Origin of the sequence: Marinospirillum insulare DSM 21763, from assembly GCF_000686905.1 — a bacterium.
Taxonomy (GTDB): Bacteria; Pseudomonadota; Gammaproteobacteria; order Pseudomonadales; family Halomonadaceae; genus Marinospirillum; species Marinospirillum insulare.
This window is the reverse complement of the sequence record NZ_JMLW01000013.1, coordinates 17,103-33,411: the sequence shown is the minus strand read 5'-3', so window position 1 is coordinate 33,411 and position 16,309 is coordinate 17,103. Positions and strand designations below refer to the sequence as shown.

Annotated in this window: 13 protein-coding genes; 2 read left to right on the top strand and 11 right to left on the bottom strand. The window is 43.2% G+C overall.

What is annotated here, in order from left to right:
* Position 1 precedes the first annotated feature (1 nt).
* The 8 genes from BP27_RS0106760 to BP27_RS15520 all read right to left on the bottom strand — a co-directional run bounded on the left by BP27_RS0106760 (position 2) and on the right by BP27_RS15520 (position 8,391).
* Positions 2-892 carry an ABC transporter permease gene (locus BP27_RS0106760; protein ID WP_027850901.1) on the bottom strand — a complete coding sequence of 297 codons (891 nt, stop codon included), beginning with the start codon at positions 890-892 and terminating at the stop codon, positions 2-4.
* A gap of 66 nt (positions 893-958) precedes the next feature.
* Positions 959-1,933 (bottom strand): ABC transporter substrate-binding protein, encoded by a 975-nt coding sequence (locus tag BP27_RS0106755; RefSeq protein WP_027850900.1) that lies wholly within the window; start codon positions 1,931-1,933, stop codon positions 959-961.
* A 41-nt stretch (positions 1,934-1,974) separates the two neighbouring features.
* Positions 1,975-2,919: a protein translocase subunit SecF gene (gene secF / locus BP27_RS0106750; RefSeq protein ID WP_051610421.1), complete on the bottom strand. Its 945-nt coding sequence runs from the start codon at positions 2,917-2,919 to the stop codon at positions 1,975-1,977.
* Between the two features lie 14 nt (positions 2,920-2,933).
* Positions 2,934-4,778: a protein translocase subunit SecD gene (secD, locus tag BP27_RS0106745; RefSeq protein ID WP_027850898.1), complete on the bottom strand. Its 1,845-nt coding sequence runs from the start codon at positions 4,776-4,778 to the stop codon at positions 2,934-2,936.
* 36 nt (positions 4,779-4,814) lie between these two features.
* Positions 4,815-5,144 (bottom strand): preprotein translocase subunit YajC, encoded by a 330-nt coding sequence (gene yajC / locus BP27_RS0106740; protein WP_027850897.1) that lies wholly within the window; start codon positions 5,142-5,144, stop codon positions 4,815-4,817.
* A gap of 60 nt (positions 5,145-5,204) precedes the next feature.
* Positions 5,205-6,341 carry a tRNA guanosine(34) transglycosylase Tgt gene (gene tgt / locus BP27_RS0106735; protein WP_211251294.1) on the bottom strand — a complete coding sequence of 379 codons (1,137 nt, stop codon included), beginning with the start codon at positions 6,339-6,341 and terminating at the stop codon, positions 5,205-5,207.
* 34 nt (positions 6,342-6,375) lie between these two features.
* Positions 6,376-7,404: a tRNA preQ1(34) S-adenosylmethionine ribosyltransferase-isomerase QueA gene (queA, locus tag BP27_RS0106730; RefSeq protein ID WP_027850895.1), complete on the bottom strand. Its 1,029-nt coding sequence runs from the start codon at positions 7,402-7,404 to the stop codon at positions 6,376-6,378.
* A gap of 81 nt (positions 7,405-7,485) precedes the next feature.
* A complete protein-coding gene (locus BP27_RS15520) occupies positions 7,486-8,391 on the bottom strand; it encodes a DMT family transporter (protein ID WP_036239641.1) in 906 nt (301 codons plus the stop codon).
* Positions 8,392-8,453: 62 nt separating this feature from the next.
* Between BP27_RS15520 and mnmC the strand changes: the two genes are divergently transcribed.
* Complete coding sequence (gene mnmC / locus BP27_RS15515; RefSeq protein WP_150112025.1) at positions 8,454-10,475, top strand: bifunctional tRNA (5-methylaminomethyl-2-thiouridine)(34)-methyltransferase MnmC2/FAD-dependent 5-carboxymethylaminomethyl-2-thiouridine(34) oxidoreductase MnmC1; 2,022 nt, start codon at positions 8,454-8,456, stop codon at positions 10,473-10,475.
* A gap of 9 nt (positions 10,476-10,484) precedes the next feature.
* Here mnmC and BP27_RS16720 read toward each other — a convergent pair whose 3' ends face one another.
* Complete coding sequence (locus BP27_RS16720; protein ID WP_051610419.1) at positions 10,485-10,955, bottom strand: hypothetical protein; 471 nt, start codon at positions 10,953-10,955, stop codon at positions 10,485-10,487.
* 100 nt (positions 10,956-11,055) lie between these two features.
* Complete coding sequence (gene typA, locus BP27_RS0106710; RefSeq protein ID WP_027850894.1) at positions 11,056-12,879, bottom strand: translational GTPase TypA; 1,824 nt, start codon at positions 12,877-12,879, stop codon at positions 11,056-11,058.
* 398 nt (positions 12,880-13,277) lie between these two features.
* Here typA and glnA point away from each other — a divergent pair, with 398 nt between their 5' ends.
* Complete coding sequence (glnA, locus tag BP27_RS0106705) at positions 13,278-14,684, top strand: glutamate--ammonia ligase (protein WP_027850893.1); 1,407 nt, start codon at positions 13,278-13,280, stop codon at positions 14,682-14,684.
* Positions 14,685-14,745: 61 nt separating this feature from the next.
* Here the strand turns inward: glnA and mltF are convergent, their stop codons facing one another.
* A complete protein-coding gene (gene mltF / locus BP27_RS15505) occupies positions 14,746-16,176 on the bottom strand; it encodes a membrane-bound lytic murein transglycosylase MltF (protein ID WP_036239638.1) in 1,431 nt (476 codons plus the stop codon).
* Positions 16,177-16,309: the final 133 nt, after the last annotated feature.

The following is a 16,309-nucleotide window of genomic DNA, read 5'->3' as shown; positions in this document are numbered from 1 at the left end:
ATTAAAGCCTCTTAGGACGTGATAAGCGTTTTTTAATTAACGGAATAACTAGCGCGAATACAACCAGTAAAGCGGTAACTAGGTTCAAGTCTTGCGCTTTCAAACCAATAAAATCACTGTTTAATGCCAAGGCAATAAAGAAGCGATAAACCACTGCACCTAAAATAACGGCTAGGGTAAGTAGGTACATTTTACGCGCTGGCAAAATGCTTTCACCGACTATTACCGCTGCCAAACCTATAACAATGGTACCTATGCCCATAGATATATCCGCACCACCTTGAGTTTGTGCAAAAAGCGCACCGGCTAAACCGACTAGTCCATTAGATATGGCCATACCTAAAATAATCATACCGCCTGTATTTACACCTTGGGCACGAGCCATGCGTGGATTAGAACCCGTCGCACGAATTGATAAACCCTGCTGGGTTGCAAAATAGGCATCTAATAACAGCTTAACAAGAATAACGACCACTATTAAAATAAGCGGTCGCATTACATAATCGTCTATCCAGCTAACTTCTAAAATACTGAATACTGTGGGCTCCATAATTAAAGGTACATTAGGTCGACCCATTATTCTTAGGTTAATAGAATAGAGCGCTATCATCATTAGGATACTGGCGAGCAGATCCATAATTTTTAAATGTACGTTTAATAAGGCAGTAAATACACCAGCCACTGCACCTGCCAGCATAGCTAGTACAGTGGCTAGAAAAGGGTCCATGCCGCCCGCAATACATACCGCACCAACTGCACCACCCAAGGGAAAGCTGCCATCTACGGTTAAATCTGGGAATTTTAATAAACGAAAAGAGATAAAAACGCCAAGTGCGACTAGTCCAAAAATAAGACCAATTTCAAGTGCGCCAAACAAGGAAAACAGGGACATGGGCTAAACCAGAGGGGGTAATAAAATACCTACCGGCTTAATTTAAGCACGGTAGGTATTTTTAGATTAACGGATAATTTCAGTAGCAGTTTTTAGCAACTCTTTAGATAGAGTAACGCCTTGTTTTTTAGCTGCACTTTCATTCAAGAAAAGCTGTAGGTTGCTGCTGGTTTCAGGCTTAATTTTGCCTGGGTCTTCACCTTCTAAAATTCTAACCACCATACGTCCAGTTTGGCGACCTAGATCACGGTAGTCCATTCCTAAAGCAGCAATCGCACCACGCTTAACACTGTCTGTATCGGAAGCCACCAAGGGTATTTTTCTGTCATTACCTACCTTAACTAGGGCTTCATAAGCAGAAACCACGTTATTGTCGGTATTGGTGTAAATAACATCAACTTTACCAACTAGGCTACGTGCAGCAGAGCCTACGTCTACAGTACGTGGTGCAGCCGCTTCAACTAGTTCCATGCCATAGTTTGGCAGTATCTTTTTAAAAGCTTCTACTACCACAACAGAATTAGCTTCACCTGGGTTATAGACCATGCCCACTTTTTTGGCATTAGGCACTAGCTGTTTAATTAGCTCAATTTGTTTATCTAGCTCAAGTAAGTCAGACACACCTGTTACGTTGGTGCCACTGGCTTCCCAAGAAGGTACTAGCTGCGCTTCAACTGGGTCAGTTACTGCTGAGAAAACAATAGGAATACGCTTAGTACCTGCTACTGCTGCTTGTGCTGATGGCGTAGCTATAGCAACCAGCGCATCGGGTTTATCACCAATAAATTTGCGTGCTATTTGTGCTGCTGTACCTGTATTACCTTGAGCGCTCTGGTATTGCCACTCTAAGTTTTTGCCTTGGGTATAACCTGCATCGTTAAGGGCATCTAATACGCCATCTCTTACCGCATCTAAAGCTGGGTGCTCTACTATTGCAGTAATAGCCACCGATTTAGTATCAGCAGCCATAGCTAAGCTGCTGGTTGCAGCTAGAGTGAAAGCCGCTGCAAGTGTTAGGGCTTTTTTAGGTAGAGTTAACATTGTTAGTTTCTCCGTTAGGTAGTTAACCTGATTATTGTTATTTAAGGGCGACCATCTTCTTCTAATACACCTTCTTTAATTGGAATAGCTAAATCTTCTCTGGATACTTTCATGCTTAGCAGCAAAGTACCTGCTATATAAATTGAAGAATAGGTACCCACTAAAATGCCTACCATTAAAGCCAGTGCGAAGTTGTGAATCATTTCACCACCCAATAAAAATAGGGTTACCACTACTAACAAGGTGGTTATGGAGGTAATGGTGGTGCGAATGAGTGTTTGGTTAATAGATAAGTTAATTAGCTCACTGACTGTACCTTCACGTATTTTACGAAAGTTTTCACGAATACGATCATAAACAACTATGGTGTCGTTAATGGAATAACCCACCACAGCTAATAAAGCAGCTAGTACAGTTAAGTCAAAGTCGATACGAAACACAGAGAAGAAGCCTAGCAGGATAATAACGTCATGCACTAGCGCCAGCACAGAACCTACTGCAAACTTATACTGAAAGCGAAAGGCTACATAAACCATAATGCAGAGCATAGCGACCAGCATTCCTAACCCGCCTTGGTCACGCAGTTCATCACCTACCTGCGCACCGACAAACTCTGCACGAGTTAGCTCAACCTTGTCTGCATTTTGTGTGTCGAGCAGGCTACGTACTTGCTCACCCACTTCTGGCGAGAAACCTTGGTTAAGGCGAATCAACACATCGTGGGAGCTACCGAAGTTTTGCACTACAAACTGTTCGTAGCCAGCGGTTTCTAGCTGACCCCGCACTTCTTCTAGGTTTGGAGAATTGGTGTAGTGAAGCTCCACTAGCGTGCCACCAGTAAAATCTAGGCCTAGGCGTAAACCTTGGGTAGCTAAAGAGCCAATGGAAACCAGCAGCAATACCGCTGATAAACCAAAAGCTAGATAGCGCAGCTTCATAAAGTTAATGTTTATATTTAAGAGTTTGGAACTCAAATTATTAGTCATGCTTAGTTCCTGCCTTATAACGAGATGCGTTCGATGCGGCGACCACCATAAACCCAATTCACCATTAAACGGGTGACTAGAATGGCAGTAAACATGGAGGTCAGCAGACCTAATGAAAGGGTAACAGCAAAGCCCTTAACTGGCCCTGTACCTATAGAAAAGAGAATAATAGCCACTAAGAAGGTGGTGATATTGGCATCTAAAATAGTTGCAAAGGCTTTTTCATAACCTGAATGTATTGCATTTTGTGGGCTAAGACCTCGGTGATACATTTCTTCTTTTATACGTGCGTTAATTAACACGTTAGCATCCACCGCCATACCAAGGGTTAGCACTATACCTGCAATACCTGGCAGGGTAAGGGTTGCACCTAAGACTGACAGTAGCGCAACCAATAAAACCAAGTTGGTGGTTAAGGCAACGCAAGCAAAAATACCAAAGACTCGGTACCAAGCCAGCATAAAAATAACCACTAGCGCCAAACCAATTTGAATAGAGGTAACACCCTGTTCAATATTTTTCTGCCCTAGGCTTGGGCCAATGGTACGCTCTTCAACAAAGTAAATAGGTGCGGCTAAGGCGCCTGCTCTTAACAATAAGGAAAGCTCGGAAGCTTCTTGCACGCTGCCAGAACCTGTAATTCGAAAACTGGACCCTAACTGACTTTGAATAGTGGCTAAAGAAATAATGCCTTGCTCGGTATAAGGTTCACGGACTTCAATACGCTCACCTTCTTGTTCAACTATACGTGTGCGAGTTTTATGCTCGATAAACAAGACTGCCATACTGCGACCCACATTGTTTTTGGTCGCATCCGACATAAAACGGCCACCCTGACCATTTAAGCGAATATTCACTTGCGGCTTGTTATTTTCATCAAAACCAACGCTGGCATTAGCTACATTATTACCCGTGGTAATGATGTCTCTTTCTAATACAGCGGTACGGTTAGGCTGGTCACGAAAGCCAAAGGTTTCTGTATCAAAAGTTTCAGCGTTGCGATTGGCTTCTAAACGAAATTCTAAATTGGCAGTAGCGCCTAAAATACGTTTAGCTGATGCCGTATCTTGTACGCCAGGCAGTTCTACCACGATGCGATTACGACCCGAGCGCTGTACTAACGGCTCTGCTACGCCTAGCTCATTCACACGATTACGCAGGGTGGTTAAGTTTTGATCTACAGCATAATCTTCTAGGTTTCTGATTGCCTGCTCATTCATGGTTATAAGCAGTAAACCAGAGTCGTCTGCATTAAAGGTGTAATCTTGTCTATCTACTTGCAACAGTCGGCGTGCTTTATCTAAATCTTCGGCACTGGCTAGCAATACTTCTATTTGACCTGCTTCAACAGCGACTTTACGAAAACGTAACCTTTCTTTGCGTAGCGTGGCACGAATTTCACTGGCGGTGACTTCTAACTGCTGCTTAACCGCTGCATCCATATCCACCTCCATTAAGAAGTGAACACCACCACGTAAATCTAAACCCAGGTTTACACCTCGCGCACCTAGATTAACTAGCCACTCTGGGGTTGTTGCAGCCTGAGATAAGGCTACAACGTATTTCTCACCCAAAGACTGCTGAATAACCTCACGGGCTGCCAGTTGCTGATCATCTGCTAACAAGCGAATTAAACCACTGTTACCCTCTAAACTAGCTTCTAGAACACTAATACCAGCTTTTTCTAGTGCTTGTTCAGCTCTGTTTAAATCAGTGTTAGTGATTTCTATTGAACCTCGTGTACCTGAGATTTGTACGGCTGGATCTTCTGGGTAGAGGTTTGGCAGGGCATAAATTGCCCCTATGCCGATCACCAACAGAATCAGCAAGTTTTTCCAGAGTGGGTAACGGTTCAGCATGGCAGCCTTAATTTGGTCGAATAAAAAATAGGGGAATTACTCAGCATCTACTGCTTTTAAAGTACCTTTAGGTAAAACAGCAGTGACTGCCGCTTTTTGTACTTTAATAGATACTTCGTTAGCAATTTCTAGCACTAAAAACTCATCGGTTACTTTAGTAACACGACCTAGCATGCCACCTGCTAATGAGATTTCGTCACCTTTAGAGATATCGGCTAACAGGTTTTTATGTTCTTTAGCACGTTTTTGCTGAGGACGAATAAGCATAAAGTAAAAAATAGCAACAAAACCAATCAGCATCACTATGCTAGAAATAGGGCTAGCACTACCGCCATCGGCGTAAGCTGCAGAGATAAAAAAGTCCATAAAATGCTCCTAAGGGTTGTGGGTATTATATTTTTAGTTGCTTGGTTAATGACTAGTTAGCTAAGCCATTGCTGGCACAGGCAAACCACGCCGTGAATAAAATGTTTCTACAAAGTCCGACAATTTACCTTCTTCTATCGCCTGACGCAAACCTGCCATAAGGCGCTGATAGTGGCGCAAATTGTGAAGTGTATTCAACATAGCGCCTAACATTTCACCACTGCGGTCTAAATGGTGTAAATAACTACGTGAAAAGTGTTGGCAAGTATGGCAATCACAATTGGCATCAATTGGGCCCGTATCTTTTTTATACTGAGCATTACGAATTTTAACTACACCTTCATCAGTGAAAAGGTGGCCATTACGTGCATTGCGCGTCGGCATAACACAATCGAACATATCCACGCCACGACGCACAGCTTCGACTAAATCTTCTGGCTTGCCGACACCCATTAAATAACGGGGCTTATCTTCTGGCATCAGGGCTGGCAGGTAATCGAGTGTTTTTATCATGTCTTCTTTGGGCTCACCAACCGACAAGCCACCTATTGCCATGCCATCAAACTCAATAGCTAACAAACCCTCTAATGAACGCTTACGCAAGTCTGGATACATACCACCTTGAATAATGCCAAACAAAGCGGAGGGGTTATCACCATGAGCTTCACGCGAGCGCTTAGCCCAACGCAAAGATAATTCCATCGACTTTTCGGCTTCTGAAAAAGTAGCTGGGTAAGGGGTGCATTCATCAAAAATCATCACGATATCTGAGCCCAAGTCATGCTGTACTTGTATGGACTCTTCTGGCCCAACAAATACTTTTGAACCATCGTGAGGTGAGCGAAAATGTACACCTTCTTCAGTAATTTTGCGTAGTTTACCTAGCGAAAAAACCTGAAAGCCACCTGAGTCGGTCAAAATAGGTTTTTGCCATTGCATAAAGTCATGCAAAGTACCGTGAGCTTTAACTACCTCTGTACCTGGTTTGAGCATTAGGTGAAAAGTATTACCTAAAACAATTTCAGCACCGAGCTTTTCAATTTCATGCGGCATCACACCCTTTACTGTGCCATAAGTGCCTACGGGCATAAAAGCTGGTGTTTCTATACTGCCACGCGGAAAAGTAATTCGACCCCGCCTTGCTTTACCATCAGTTTTAAGCAGATCAAACTGCATGGAACATTCAGAACGCTTCATTCACCTTAGCCCTGTCAGTTAATTGGTTATGTTATTAAGTGCTAGTGTTTTTAGATAGCAACATGGCATCGCCATAACTAAAAAAACGGTACTTTTCTGCTATCGCTATTTGGTAGGCAGTTTTAATGGGTTGATAACCTGCAAAGCTACTTACCAGCATTAATAAAGTAGATTCTGGCAGGTGGAAATTGGTTAATAGCTTATCTACACAGCGCCATTGATAACCTGGGTAAATAAAAATATCCGTATCACCGCTAAAAGCTTGCGTAGCGCCCTTTGCACTAGCCGTTTCTAAACAACGAACGCTGGTGGTGCCTACCGCTATTACCCGACCACCGGCTGCTTTAGTGGCATTCACTTGAGCGGCCACCTCTTCGGTTACCTCTAGCCATTCCTTGTGCATGACATGCTCGTCTAACTTATCAACTTTGACTGGCTGAAAAGTACCAGCGCCCACGTGCAAAGTAACAAAAGCAGTATTCACACCCTTGGCACGAATTTGCGTTAGCAGCTCGTCATCAAAATGCAGGCCAGCGGTAGGTGCTGCCACTGCACCTAAATGCTGGGCATAAACGGTTTGGTAGCGCTCTTTATCGGTTAACTCATCGGCACGATCAATATAAGGCGGCAAGGGTAAATGGCCGTGTTTTTCTAACAGCTCTAACAAGGGTTCAGGATTAAGAAAAGTTAAGCAAAACAAAGCGCCTTCTCTACCTGTGCATTCAACCTCTATACCACCTTCTAAAAATAACTTAGCGCCAGCTTTGGGTGCTTTACTAGAACGTATATGGGCTAAGGCACTATGCTCGTCTAAAGGCCGTTCAATTAAAACCTCTAGTTTGCCGCCAGTAGCTTTTTTACCAAATAAACGTGCGGGTATAACACGAGTATTATTAAAAACCAGCAGATCACCTTGCTCTAGGTAATCTAATAAATCTGGAAACTGACGGTGTTTAACGTCTTCACCTTCTAGCACTAACAAACGTGAACCACGCCTTTGCGCCGTTGGGTAGTGGGCTATAAGCTCTTCGGGTAAATCAAAGTGAAAATCGCTGCGCTGCATGGCGGCCTTTAATAATAGTTAGCTAAAGCTAATGCTAGGTAAAAGTTAGGAGCAAGATTTTAACCTAGATAGCCGCAAAGGTCATGGGCGGCCTGCTGTCTTTCTACTTGGCCAATGAGAACCAAGCCACATTTTTAAAGCAGGCGCTCGATTAACCAATACAGCTATAAAAATTAAGCTACAGCCAATTAACTGAAAGCTGCTCATTATCTCTGCAAACCAGAAGCTAGCCAATATTGCTGTCCATACAGGCTCTAAAGTCATAATAATGGCCGTGTGGCTAGGTGGTGCTAGGCCTTGGGCATAGGTTTGTAGTAAAAACCTTAAGCTAGTTGCCAATAACAAACTTGCCGCAAACCAACCCCAAATGGCTGGAGGCTGTTGAAAGCTCCACTCTTCAAAAATTAATGAGAAAAAGCCTGTAATTAAACCTGTAGTGATTAACTGAATGGTGGTTAAGGGAAGCGCAGAAATTTTTGCAGCTGCGCGGCTATTAAAGATAAACATAAAAGCCAAAAAGAACGCCGCCATTAAAAAACACCACTCACCCAAGCCAAAACTGAACTCGCTATCGAGTGATAAAAAAGCCATGCCTAACAGCACAAAGGGCAAGGACAAAAATGCATAGCGGCTAGGTTTTTCTCCACCCAAAATAAAGTTAAGTAGTGGTACCATCACTATGCCTAGGCTATTCAAAAAGGCTCCTATACCAAGGTGCTGTGAGTGTTGTAAGCCCAACACCCAAAAAACCATAGCGCAACCAAACAAGCTACCTACTTTTAAAGCACTTAAAAACTGTTGGTTACTTAAATTAAGAAGAGACCTTAAGCAGAAAAAAGCTAAAACTAAACCTGCTCCTAGAAACCGTAGAGCAATAAAAAACAAAGGACTAAAACCAACTAATGTTTCTTTAGAAAAGATCCACCCAGCTGCTGCAATTAAAGTGGCTACTACTAGCCATATATCTGCCTTAAAATGTGATGTCATTATGCTTACCCTAAAGACTCACAAGATTAACAGTTAGCTTTAGACTAGTGAAACCACTATTTATGCCTACTTATATAAACCCTGAATTTGCTAACTATCAGCAACCACGCCAGCTAGAAACTGCTTCTCTTGATTGGCAAGCAACCACGCCTTTGGCTGAAAGTTTTGATGATGTGTATTTTTCACGCGACCAAGGTATTGCTGAAAGTAACTATGTTTTTTTGCAGCAAAATAACCTGCCTGAACGCTGGCAAACCTGGCAGGCAGAACGTGCTTTTGTTATGGGCGAAACGGGCTTTGGTACGGGGTTAAATTTATTGGTGGCTATGGCTAGTTTTCTAAAAACAGCGCCAGTAACAGCACGCCTGCATTGGATAAGTACCGAGCTTTACCCATTAACACCAGAGGATTTAAAACAAGCCCATGCTTTTTGGCCAGAGCTAGCTGAGTACGCAGAACTTTTACAAAAAAACTATCCTTTGCCCATTTCAGGCTTTCACCGCCTTAATCTTCATCCACGCATTACTTTAGATTTATTATTAGGCGATGCAGCCACTAATTTAAGTGGTTTGGCTGGCAGGGTCGACGCTTGGTGTTTAGATGGTTTTGCACCCAGCAAAAACCCTAGCATGTGGACAGACAATCTTTTTTCAGCCATTGGCCAAGCTAGTGACCTAGGAACAACCTTTGCTACCTTTACGGCTGCTGGCCTTGTGAGGCGTGGTTTAGCAAAGGTTGGCTTTCAGGTAAAAAAAGTTAAAGGTTTTGGGCGTAAGCGTGAAATGCTTAGGGGTATTTTTTCAGAGCTGCCTGCAACAAAAGATACACCTAATCAGCCACCGCTTAACTTAAATAATAAAATAGCCATTGTTGGTGCTGGTTTATCTGGTTTAGCTACGGCTCAGGCGTTAATAAAACGGGGCTTTAAAGTCGATATGTATGAAGCAAAAATGCCAGCTGCAGGTGGCTCGGGCAATAAACAAGGGGCCTTGTATATAAAGTTAGCCGTAGATGCTAATCCTTCTAGCCGTTTTTATTTAGCTGGTTTGGAATTTTCTCGCCGCTGGTTAGAAAGCCTAGACCCTGAGCAAACACTTTGGTCACCCTCGGGTGTATTGCAGTTAGCCACCAATGAACGTGAAGCCAAGCGCCAGCAGCGTTTTTTAGTCAAACAGCAACTACCTAAAGATTTAGTTACTGGGGTTAATCAGAAACAAGCCAGTGAACTAGCTGGCACTAATACCTCTGCTGGCGGGTTGTTTTTTTCTAGAGCTGGCTGGGTTAAACCTAAGCAGCTGTGTGAACAACTAGTTAAAACATGCAAAGGCTTAAAACTATATTCCCAGCAAAAGGTTACTGACTTAGCGCCTGTAAACCCTGCGGATAAAAAAGCGGGCTGGCAGATGACTACGGCTAGCGGAAAGAAGGTTTATCAACAGGTGGTTATTTGTTGTGCTGATGCTGCTAAAGCCTTTACACCGAGTCATTGGTTACCAGTAACGGCGGTCAGGGGGCAGGTTAGTTATTTATCTTTAAATCAAACAGATCAATCACTTAACAAGCCCAATAGCGTAGTTTGTGGCAAAGGTTATACGCTACCACCCACCAAGAGCACCCTATGCTTTGGTGCCAGTTTTGATGCTAACAACCCTAGCTCAGCCCTTAGTCAGGCCGATCAATTACAAAATCAGCAGGAACTAACGACCATTTTGCCCAACTTATTAGCCGAGCTAGAAAAACCTCAAACGGCTAAACAAGAGCTTGATGGGCGAGTCAGCTTTCGCTGTGCTTCACCCGATTATTTACCCTTGGTTGGGCAGCTAGCAGACCTAGAGGCTTGGCAAAAAGGCTATCAATCAACTCAATCTAGCTGGGCAGTTTCTGATTTTCCCAACAACTGGAGCCATTCAGGGTTATGGCTAAATCTTGGGCATGGTTCTCGTGGTTTAGCCAGCATTCCAATCAGTGCTGAATTACTAGCCAGTCAGCTGGTGGGTGAGCCAGCACCTTTTGAGCAAGAGCTGGTTGACTGCCTAAACCCTGCACGCTTTATTTTAAAAGATTTAAAGCGCCAAAAACCTTAAAATAAAAACCTAATCTGGCTGGTTAGCTAACAGCTTCCAGCTAAACTCATCTTGGTTATTAATCTGGTATTCAAATAAAGCTTGGCCGCGCACATGGCCGTCTTCAAAAACGGCTAATACCCAGTGGCGATTTAACACCACCGACTCATGTAATACAAAATGCATACTTCCACCGAGTACTGCTTCCTGTGGAATGAGTTCAGGCCGTTTACCTAACTCCTGTAAAATACGGCGTTCCGGGTTAGCACCTAAATTAAACTCACGTCGGTCATTATCGGTTAAACCATAAACACGACCCGTGCCAGACCCGTAGCTACGCAAGCCTTCTTGTAATTGTTTGTCCGCTGTTTGCTCTGCTGCCTGTTCTGCATTTATCTCAGTTTTAACTTCTTCACCGCGTGGTAAAAGCAAAGAGATAATCATGCCCAAGAGCACCATAGGAATTAAATAACGCTGAAATCTACTGGTATTTTTTCTCATGAGTTATTCACTCCTACTTTTTTAACTTTATTTTCTGCAACTTTACCTTCTTCACAAAAAAGGCGACCTCGCGGTCGCCTTAAAGTTACTCATTAACCAATTATGATTTTTTAGCGCGCTTACGCTCATTTTCAGTTAAATGTTTTTTACGCATACGCAGGAAGTTAGGTGTTACTTCAACCAACTCATCATCGTCAATAAACTCTAATGCCTGTTCAAGACTATAAATGGTTGCTGGTGTTAACTGAACTGTTTCTTCATGGCCAGATACACGCATGTTATCTAGTTTTTTAGCTTTAGTTGGGTTAACCACCATATCTGAATCACGTGCGTTAATCCCTACAATCATGCCTTCGTAAACTTCTACGCCTGGACCAACAAATAAACGACCACGCTCTTGCAAGGTGGTTAGGGCATAGGCCAATACTTTACCTGATGCCATGGAAACCAGTACGCCGTTAATACGATGATCAACACTACCTTCAGTCAGCGGGCCATAGTGGTCGAAAATGCTGGTAAGAATACCAGTACCCGATGTCATGGTCATAAACTGGTTACGGAAACCAATTAAACCACGCGAAGGAATAATAAAGTCTAGGCGGGTACGGCCTTTACCATCTGGGTTCATGTTAGTCATACGGGCTTTGCGCTTGCCCAGCTCTTCCATGATAGAACCTTGATGCTCATCTTCCACATCAATAATGACTTCTTCGTAAGGCTCTTGTTTAACGCCATCCACTTCTTTAATAATTACTTCAGGACGAGATACACCCAACTCAAAACCTTCGCGACGCATGGTTTCAATTAGAACTGAAAGATGAAGTTCACCACGGCCTGAAACACGGAAGCGATCTGGGCTATCAGTTTCTTCTACGCGCAAGGCTACGTTATGAACCAGTTCTTTTTCTAAACGCTCTTTAATATTACGACTGGTAACATACTTACCATCTTTACCCGCAAAAGGAGAGTTGTTCACCTGGAAAGTCATGGTTACCGTTGGCTCATCTATCGTGAGCTGCGGCATGGCTTCTGGGTTATCTGGGTCACACAGGGTGTCAGAAATAAACAGTGGATCGATACCTGTTATACAAACGATATCACCAGCTTCAGCACCTTCTGGTGACTCATTACGCTGTAAACCGTGATAGGTCATTATTTGACCTAGTTTAGCTCTACGCTGCTTGCCTTCACGGTCAATAACGACAACCTGCTGGTTAGGAAGTGCGCGACCACGGGTAATACGGCCTACGCCTATCACGCCCACATAGCTAGAGTAGTCTAATGCTGAGATTTGCATTTGGAAGCTACCCTCAGCATCTACGTTAGGTGGTGGCACTAGATCAACGATGGATTGGAAAAGAGGATCCATGTTTTCTGCCATTTCTTCAGGGTCTAAGCCAGCGATACCATTCAATGCTGAGGTGTAAATCACCTGAAAATCTAGCTGTTCTTCTGTCGCACCTAGGTTATCGAACAAATCAAAAATTTGATCCATTACCCAGTCTGGACGTGAGCCTGGACGGTCAATTTTGTTAATAATAACAATGGGCTTTAAACCACGATCGAAAGCTTTTTGAGTAACAAAGCGTGTTTGTGGCATAGGGCCGTCAATTGCATCAACTACCAATAATACTGAGTCAACCATTGACAGAACACGCTCTACTTCACCACCAAAGTCGGCGTGACCTGGGGTGTCAATGATGTTAATACGGTAATCGCTCCAAGTAATCGCAGTATTTTTGGCAAGGATTGTAATACCGCGTTCTTTTTCTTGGTCATTAGAGTCCATAACACGATCATTTTCCGCTTCGCGGCGATCGAGTGTTCCAGACTGCTTTAAAAGGCTGTCAACCAGAGTGGTTTTACCATGGTCAACGTGGGCAATAATGGCTACATTGCGTAGGGCATTGATTTTAGAGGACATAAATTATGTTTCGCCTGCTTAAATAGAGAGGTTTGTACACTGTCTTGTACACACTTCTAAATGTGTTCCCAGCTGCAAGGGCTGCGGATCCAAAATAAAAGGTAGGAAATTGTACATGCTTTGACTTTCTGGATATATATTTTTCTTCTCAAATAGCCTAAAAAACATGATATTTCAATTCAAACCGCAGCTATCTTAGTCTAAAAAGCAGGAATAATCTAAATTCCTCCTATTTGTTTTATAACCTGAGCTTAGAGTAAAAAAACTCAGCTTAAATAGGCTTGGCATATAGTGCATTAAGGCTATTTATGGTCTAATTCCCTGTATCTATTAGGCTTTAAGCTTTTTAAATAGACAGAGTTATTACACCTAGTTAAACGCCCTAGTTGGAGGCAAGCATGTCCCAGAAGAGTCTGGCTATCATTACCGAACACGACGTTAAGTGGGTTGATCTACGCTTTACAGATGCTCAAGGGAAGGAGCACCACATCACCATTCCTGCTACTTACGTTGACGAAGAGTTTTTTGAAACCGGCCAGATGTTTGATGGCTCTTCCATGCCTGGCTGGAAGGGTATTAATGAATCAGACATGATTATGCGTCCTGACGATTCCTCTGCAGTGCTCGACCCTTTTACTGATGAAGTCACCCTAATTTTACAGTGCGATATTATCGAGCCTGTCACTATGCAGGGCTATGAGCGTGACCCTCGCTCTATTGCTTTACGTGCTGAGGAATACCTTAAATCAACAGGTATTGCCGATACTGCTTTTTTTGGCCCTGAGCCTGAGTTTTTTATCTTTGATGATGTGAAGTGGCAAGTTGCCATGTCTGGCTCATCTTATGCCATAGGTTCTGAGGAAGCGGCTTGGTCTTCTAACGCAAGTTTTGAAGGCGGTAACCTAGGACATCGTCCTGGCGTGCAAGGTGGTTATATGCCTGTTCCTCCAGTCGATTCTTCCCACGAAATTCGTGGCGCCATGTGCAATGCCATGACCGCCATGGGCTTAAAAATTGAAGTCCATCACCATGAGGTTGCTACGGCTAACCAGTGTGAAATAGGTGTTGCTTTTAATACGCTAGTGAAAAAAGCCGATGAAGTGCAACGCTTAAAATATTGTGTGCACAATGTTGCCCATGCCTACGGTAAAACTGCCACCTTTATGCCTAAGCCTTTAGTGGGCGATAACGGCTCGGGTATGCATGTTCACCAGTCTTTATCTAAAGATGGCACTAACATTTTTGCTGGGGATAGCTACGGCGGCCTGTCTGAAATGGCTTTATTTTATATTGGCGGCATTATTAAACATGCTAAAGCACTTAATGCCATTACTAACCCGCTAACTAACTCTTATAAGCGTTTAGTGCCCGGCTTTGAAGCACCAGTTATGTTGGCTTACTCAGCTAAAAACCGCTCTGCTTCCATTCGTATTCCTTATGTTTCTAGCCCTAAGGCACGCCGTGTAGAGGCTCGTTTCCCCGACCCAGGTGCTAACCCCTACCTTTGTTTTGCTGCTTTGTTAATGGCTGGCTTAGATGGTATTCAAAATAAGATTCATCCTGGCGATGCTATGGATAAAAATCTTTACGACCTACCACCTGAAGAAGCGGCTCAAGTACCACAAGTAGCTAGCAGTTTAGAAGAAGCCTTGAATGCTTTAGATACAGACTGGGAGTTCTTAACTAAAGGCGGTGTATTTACTGATGAAATGCTTGATGCCTTTATTGCCACCAAGAATAAAGAAGTGCAGCGCTTAAATATGACTACTCACCCAGTTGAGTTTGATATGTATTATTCTGTTTAAGAAACAACTGAACAAAAAAACCTGCCAGTTGGCAGGTTTTTTTTATGGTTAAAGTTTGGCTTTAGATCATCGCAGGAATCTTGCGGAAAGCTGTTTCAAACTTCACTTTTGCAGCACGTTCTTCTAGCTGCTCAAGAAAGTTTTCTTGGCTGCGTTCATGCCACTCTAAAATTTCTAGGTAGCGACGTATATTGTGTACATAGGCGACTGGTTCATTACCTCTGGCATAACCATAGCGTGTTTGGCGATACCATTTACGCTGAGTTAATAGCGGTAAATGTTTAGCTACATCGCCCCAACTATTAGGATTAAAACCTAAACGTTGAGTGATCACTCGTGCATCTTCTAAATGCCCTTTGCCCACATTATAAGAAGCCAAAGCCATATACAGGCGATCTTCACCTTGTACGCCTTCTGGCATGCGGTTATACAGTTGCTTCAAGTAGCGCGAGCCACCTTCTATGCTTTCGATAGGATCAAGTCGGTCAACATTCAGCTCGTTAGCTGTACGCTGAGTTAGCATCATTAATCCACGAACACCTGTTGGTGATACTGCGTTTTTACGCCAGTGTGATTCTTGGAAAGCTAGTGCTGCCAATAAATGCCAATCTAAATCTTGCTTCTCAGCTGCCTCACGGAAATGGCTTTCGTACTTAGGCAAGCGTGAACGCACATGACGCAAAAACAGGGGTGCACCAACATACTCTAAATACTGCTCATGACGGTAATAACGCTCACGCACTTCACTAATAACTTCTTGTTCTTGCGCTTGGTCTATATATCCACTAGCAACACGCTCTAGGTGTGACTTGTTTAGCTTAGGAAACAGCCACACTAAAGAAGACGAAATTTCTGTATCAAAAGCTACGCTGGCACGTGGGAAGAAAAAGCGATTGATATTAAAGTCTTGCGCACTAACTAGAGCGTAATCTAGGTCGCCATCTTGAATCATTTTTAATAGGTCAGTTACCTCTAAGTCATCGGTTTCCATCCAGCTTAAATGAGGATAAAGCGCTTGATGACTTTGCAACACTTCTGCCTGACGCGAACCAGCCAAGACTGCCAGCGATGAACCCTCGGTTACATCTTCCCAGCTTTTAGGTCTAAAATGACCGCTGCGGTAAATAACCATTTGTGTGCTATGCAATAAAGGTTTGGATACAGAAAACGCTCGCTTACGGTCTAGGGTTAAACCTAAACTTCCTGCGGCCATGTCTACTGCGCCTTCATTCAATGCTTGTTCCATTTTTTTTGCATTTTCGTAGTTAATAATTTTTAACTCAACGCCTAAATGGTCTGCAAAAGAACTAACTAGCTCATACTCAAACCCAGCATAACCATCGCGATGCTCGTAGAATACAGCTGGTGTATTACGCATAGCTACAGTTAAAGTGCCGGTTTCAAGCACCTTGCTTAATGGATCTTTTTGTTTACACCCACTGGTTACAAGTAGGGCTAATAACAATAAAGATAATAAAAATTTTAGTTTCATATTTACGGAGACTCATCGAATGCTGTTTGCATTTAATTTACGCTTGGATTGAGTTGCCAAGCCTGTAAGTGAGTGCTGCCAAAATCTTGTAATGCGGCAGCCAGATCAAAAAGTTGCCGATCAGGCTATTATT

Coding starts and splice junctions, on each gene's coding strand:
- mltF (WP_036239638.1), bottom strand. CDS start 16,176: ATGAAACTAAAATTTTTATTATCTTTATTGTTATTAGCCCTACTTGTA.
- mnmC (WP_150112025.1), top strand. CDS start 8,454: ATGCCTACTTATATAAACCCTGAATTTGCTAACTATCAGCAACCACGC.
- BP27_RS16720 (WP_051610419.1), bottom strand. CDS start 10,955: ATGAGAAAAAATACCAGTAGATTTCAGCGTTATTTAATTCCTATGGTG.
- secD (WP_027850898.1), bottom strand. CDS start 4,778: ATGCTGAACCGTTACCCACTCTGGAAAAACTTGCTGATTCTGTTGGTG.
- BP27_RS15520 (WP_036239641.1), bottom strand. CDS start 8,391: ATGACATCACATTTTAAGGCAGATATATGGCTAGTAGTAGCCACTTTA.
- BP27_RS0106755 (WP_027850900.1), bottom strand. CDS start 1,933: ATGTTAACTCTACCTAAAAAAGCCCTAACACTTGCAGCGGCTTTCACT.
- tgt (WP_211251294.1), bottom strand. CDS start 6,341: ATGAAGCGTTCTGAATGTTCCATGCAGTTTGATCTGCTTAAAACTGAT.
- secF (WP_051610421.1), bottom strand. CDS start 2,919: ATGACTAATAATTTGAGTTCCAAACTCTTAAATATAAACATTAACTTT.
- typA (WP_027850894.1), bottom strand. CDS start 12,879: ATGTCCTCTAAAATCAATGCCCTACGCAATGTAGCCATTATTGCCCAC.
- yajC (WP_027850897.1), bottom strand. CDS start 5,144: ATGGACTTTTTTATCTCTGCAGCTTACGCCGATGGCGGTAGTGCTAGC.
- glnA (WP_027850893.1), top strand. CDS start 13,278: ATGTCCCAGAAGAGTCTGGCTATCATTACCGAACACGACGTTAAGTGG.
- BP27_RS0106760 (WP_027850901.1), bottom strand. CDS start 892: ATGTCCCTGTTTTCCTTGTTTGGCGCACTTGAAATTGGTCTTATTTTT.
- queA (WP_027850895.1), bottom strand. CDS start 7,404: ATGCAGCGCAGCGATTTTCACTTTGATTTACCCGAAGAGCTTATAGCC.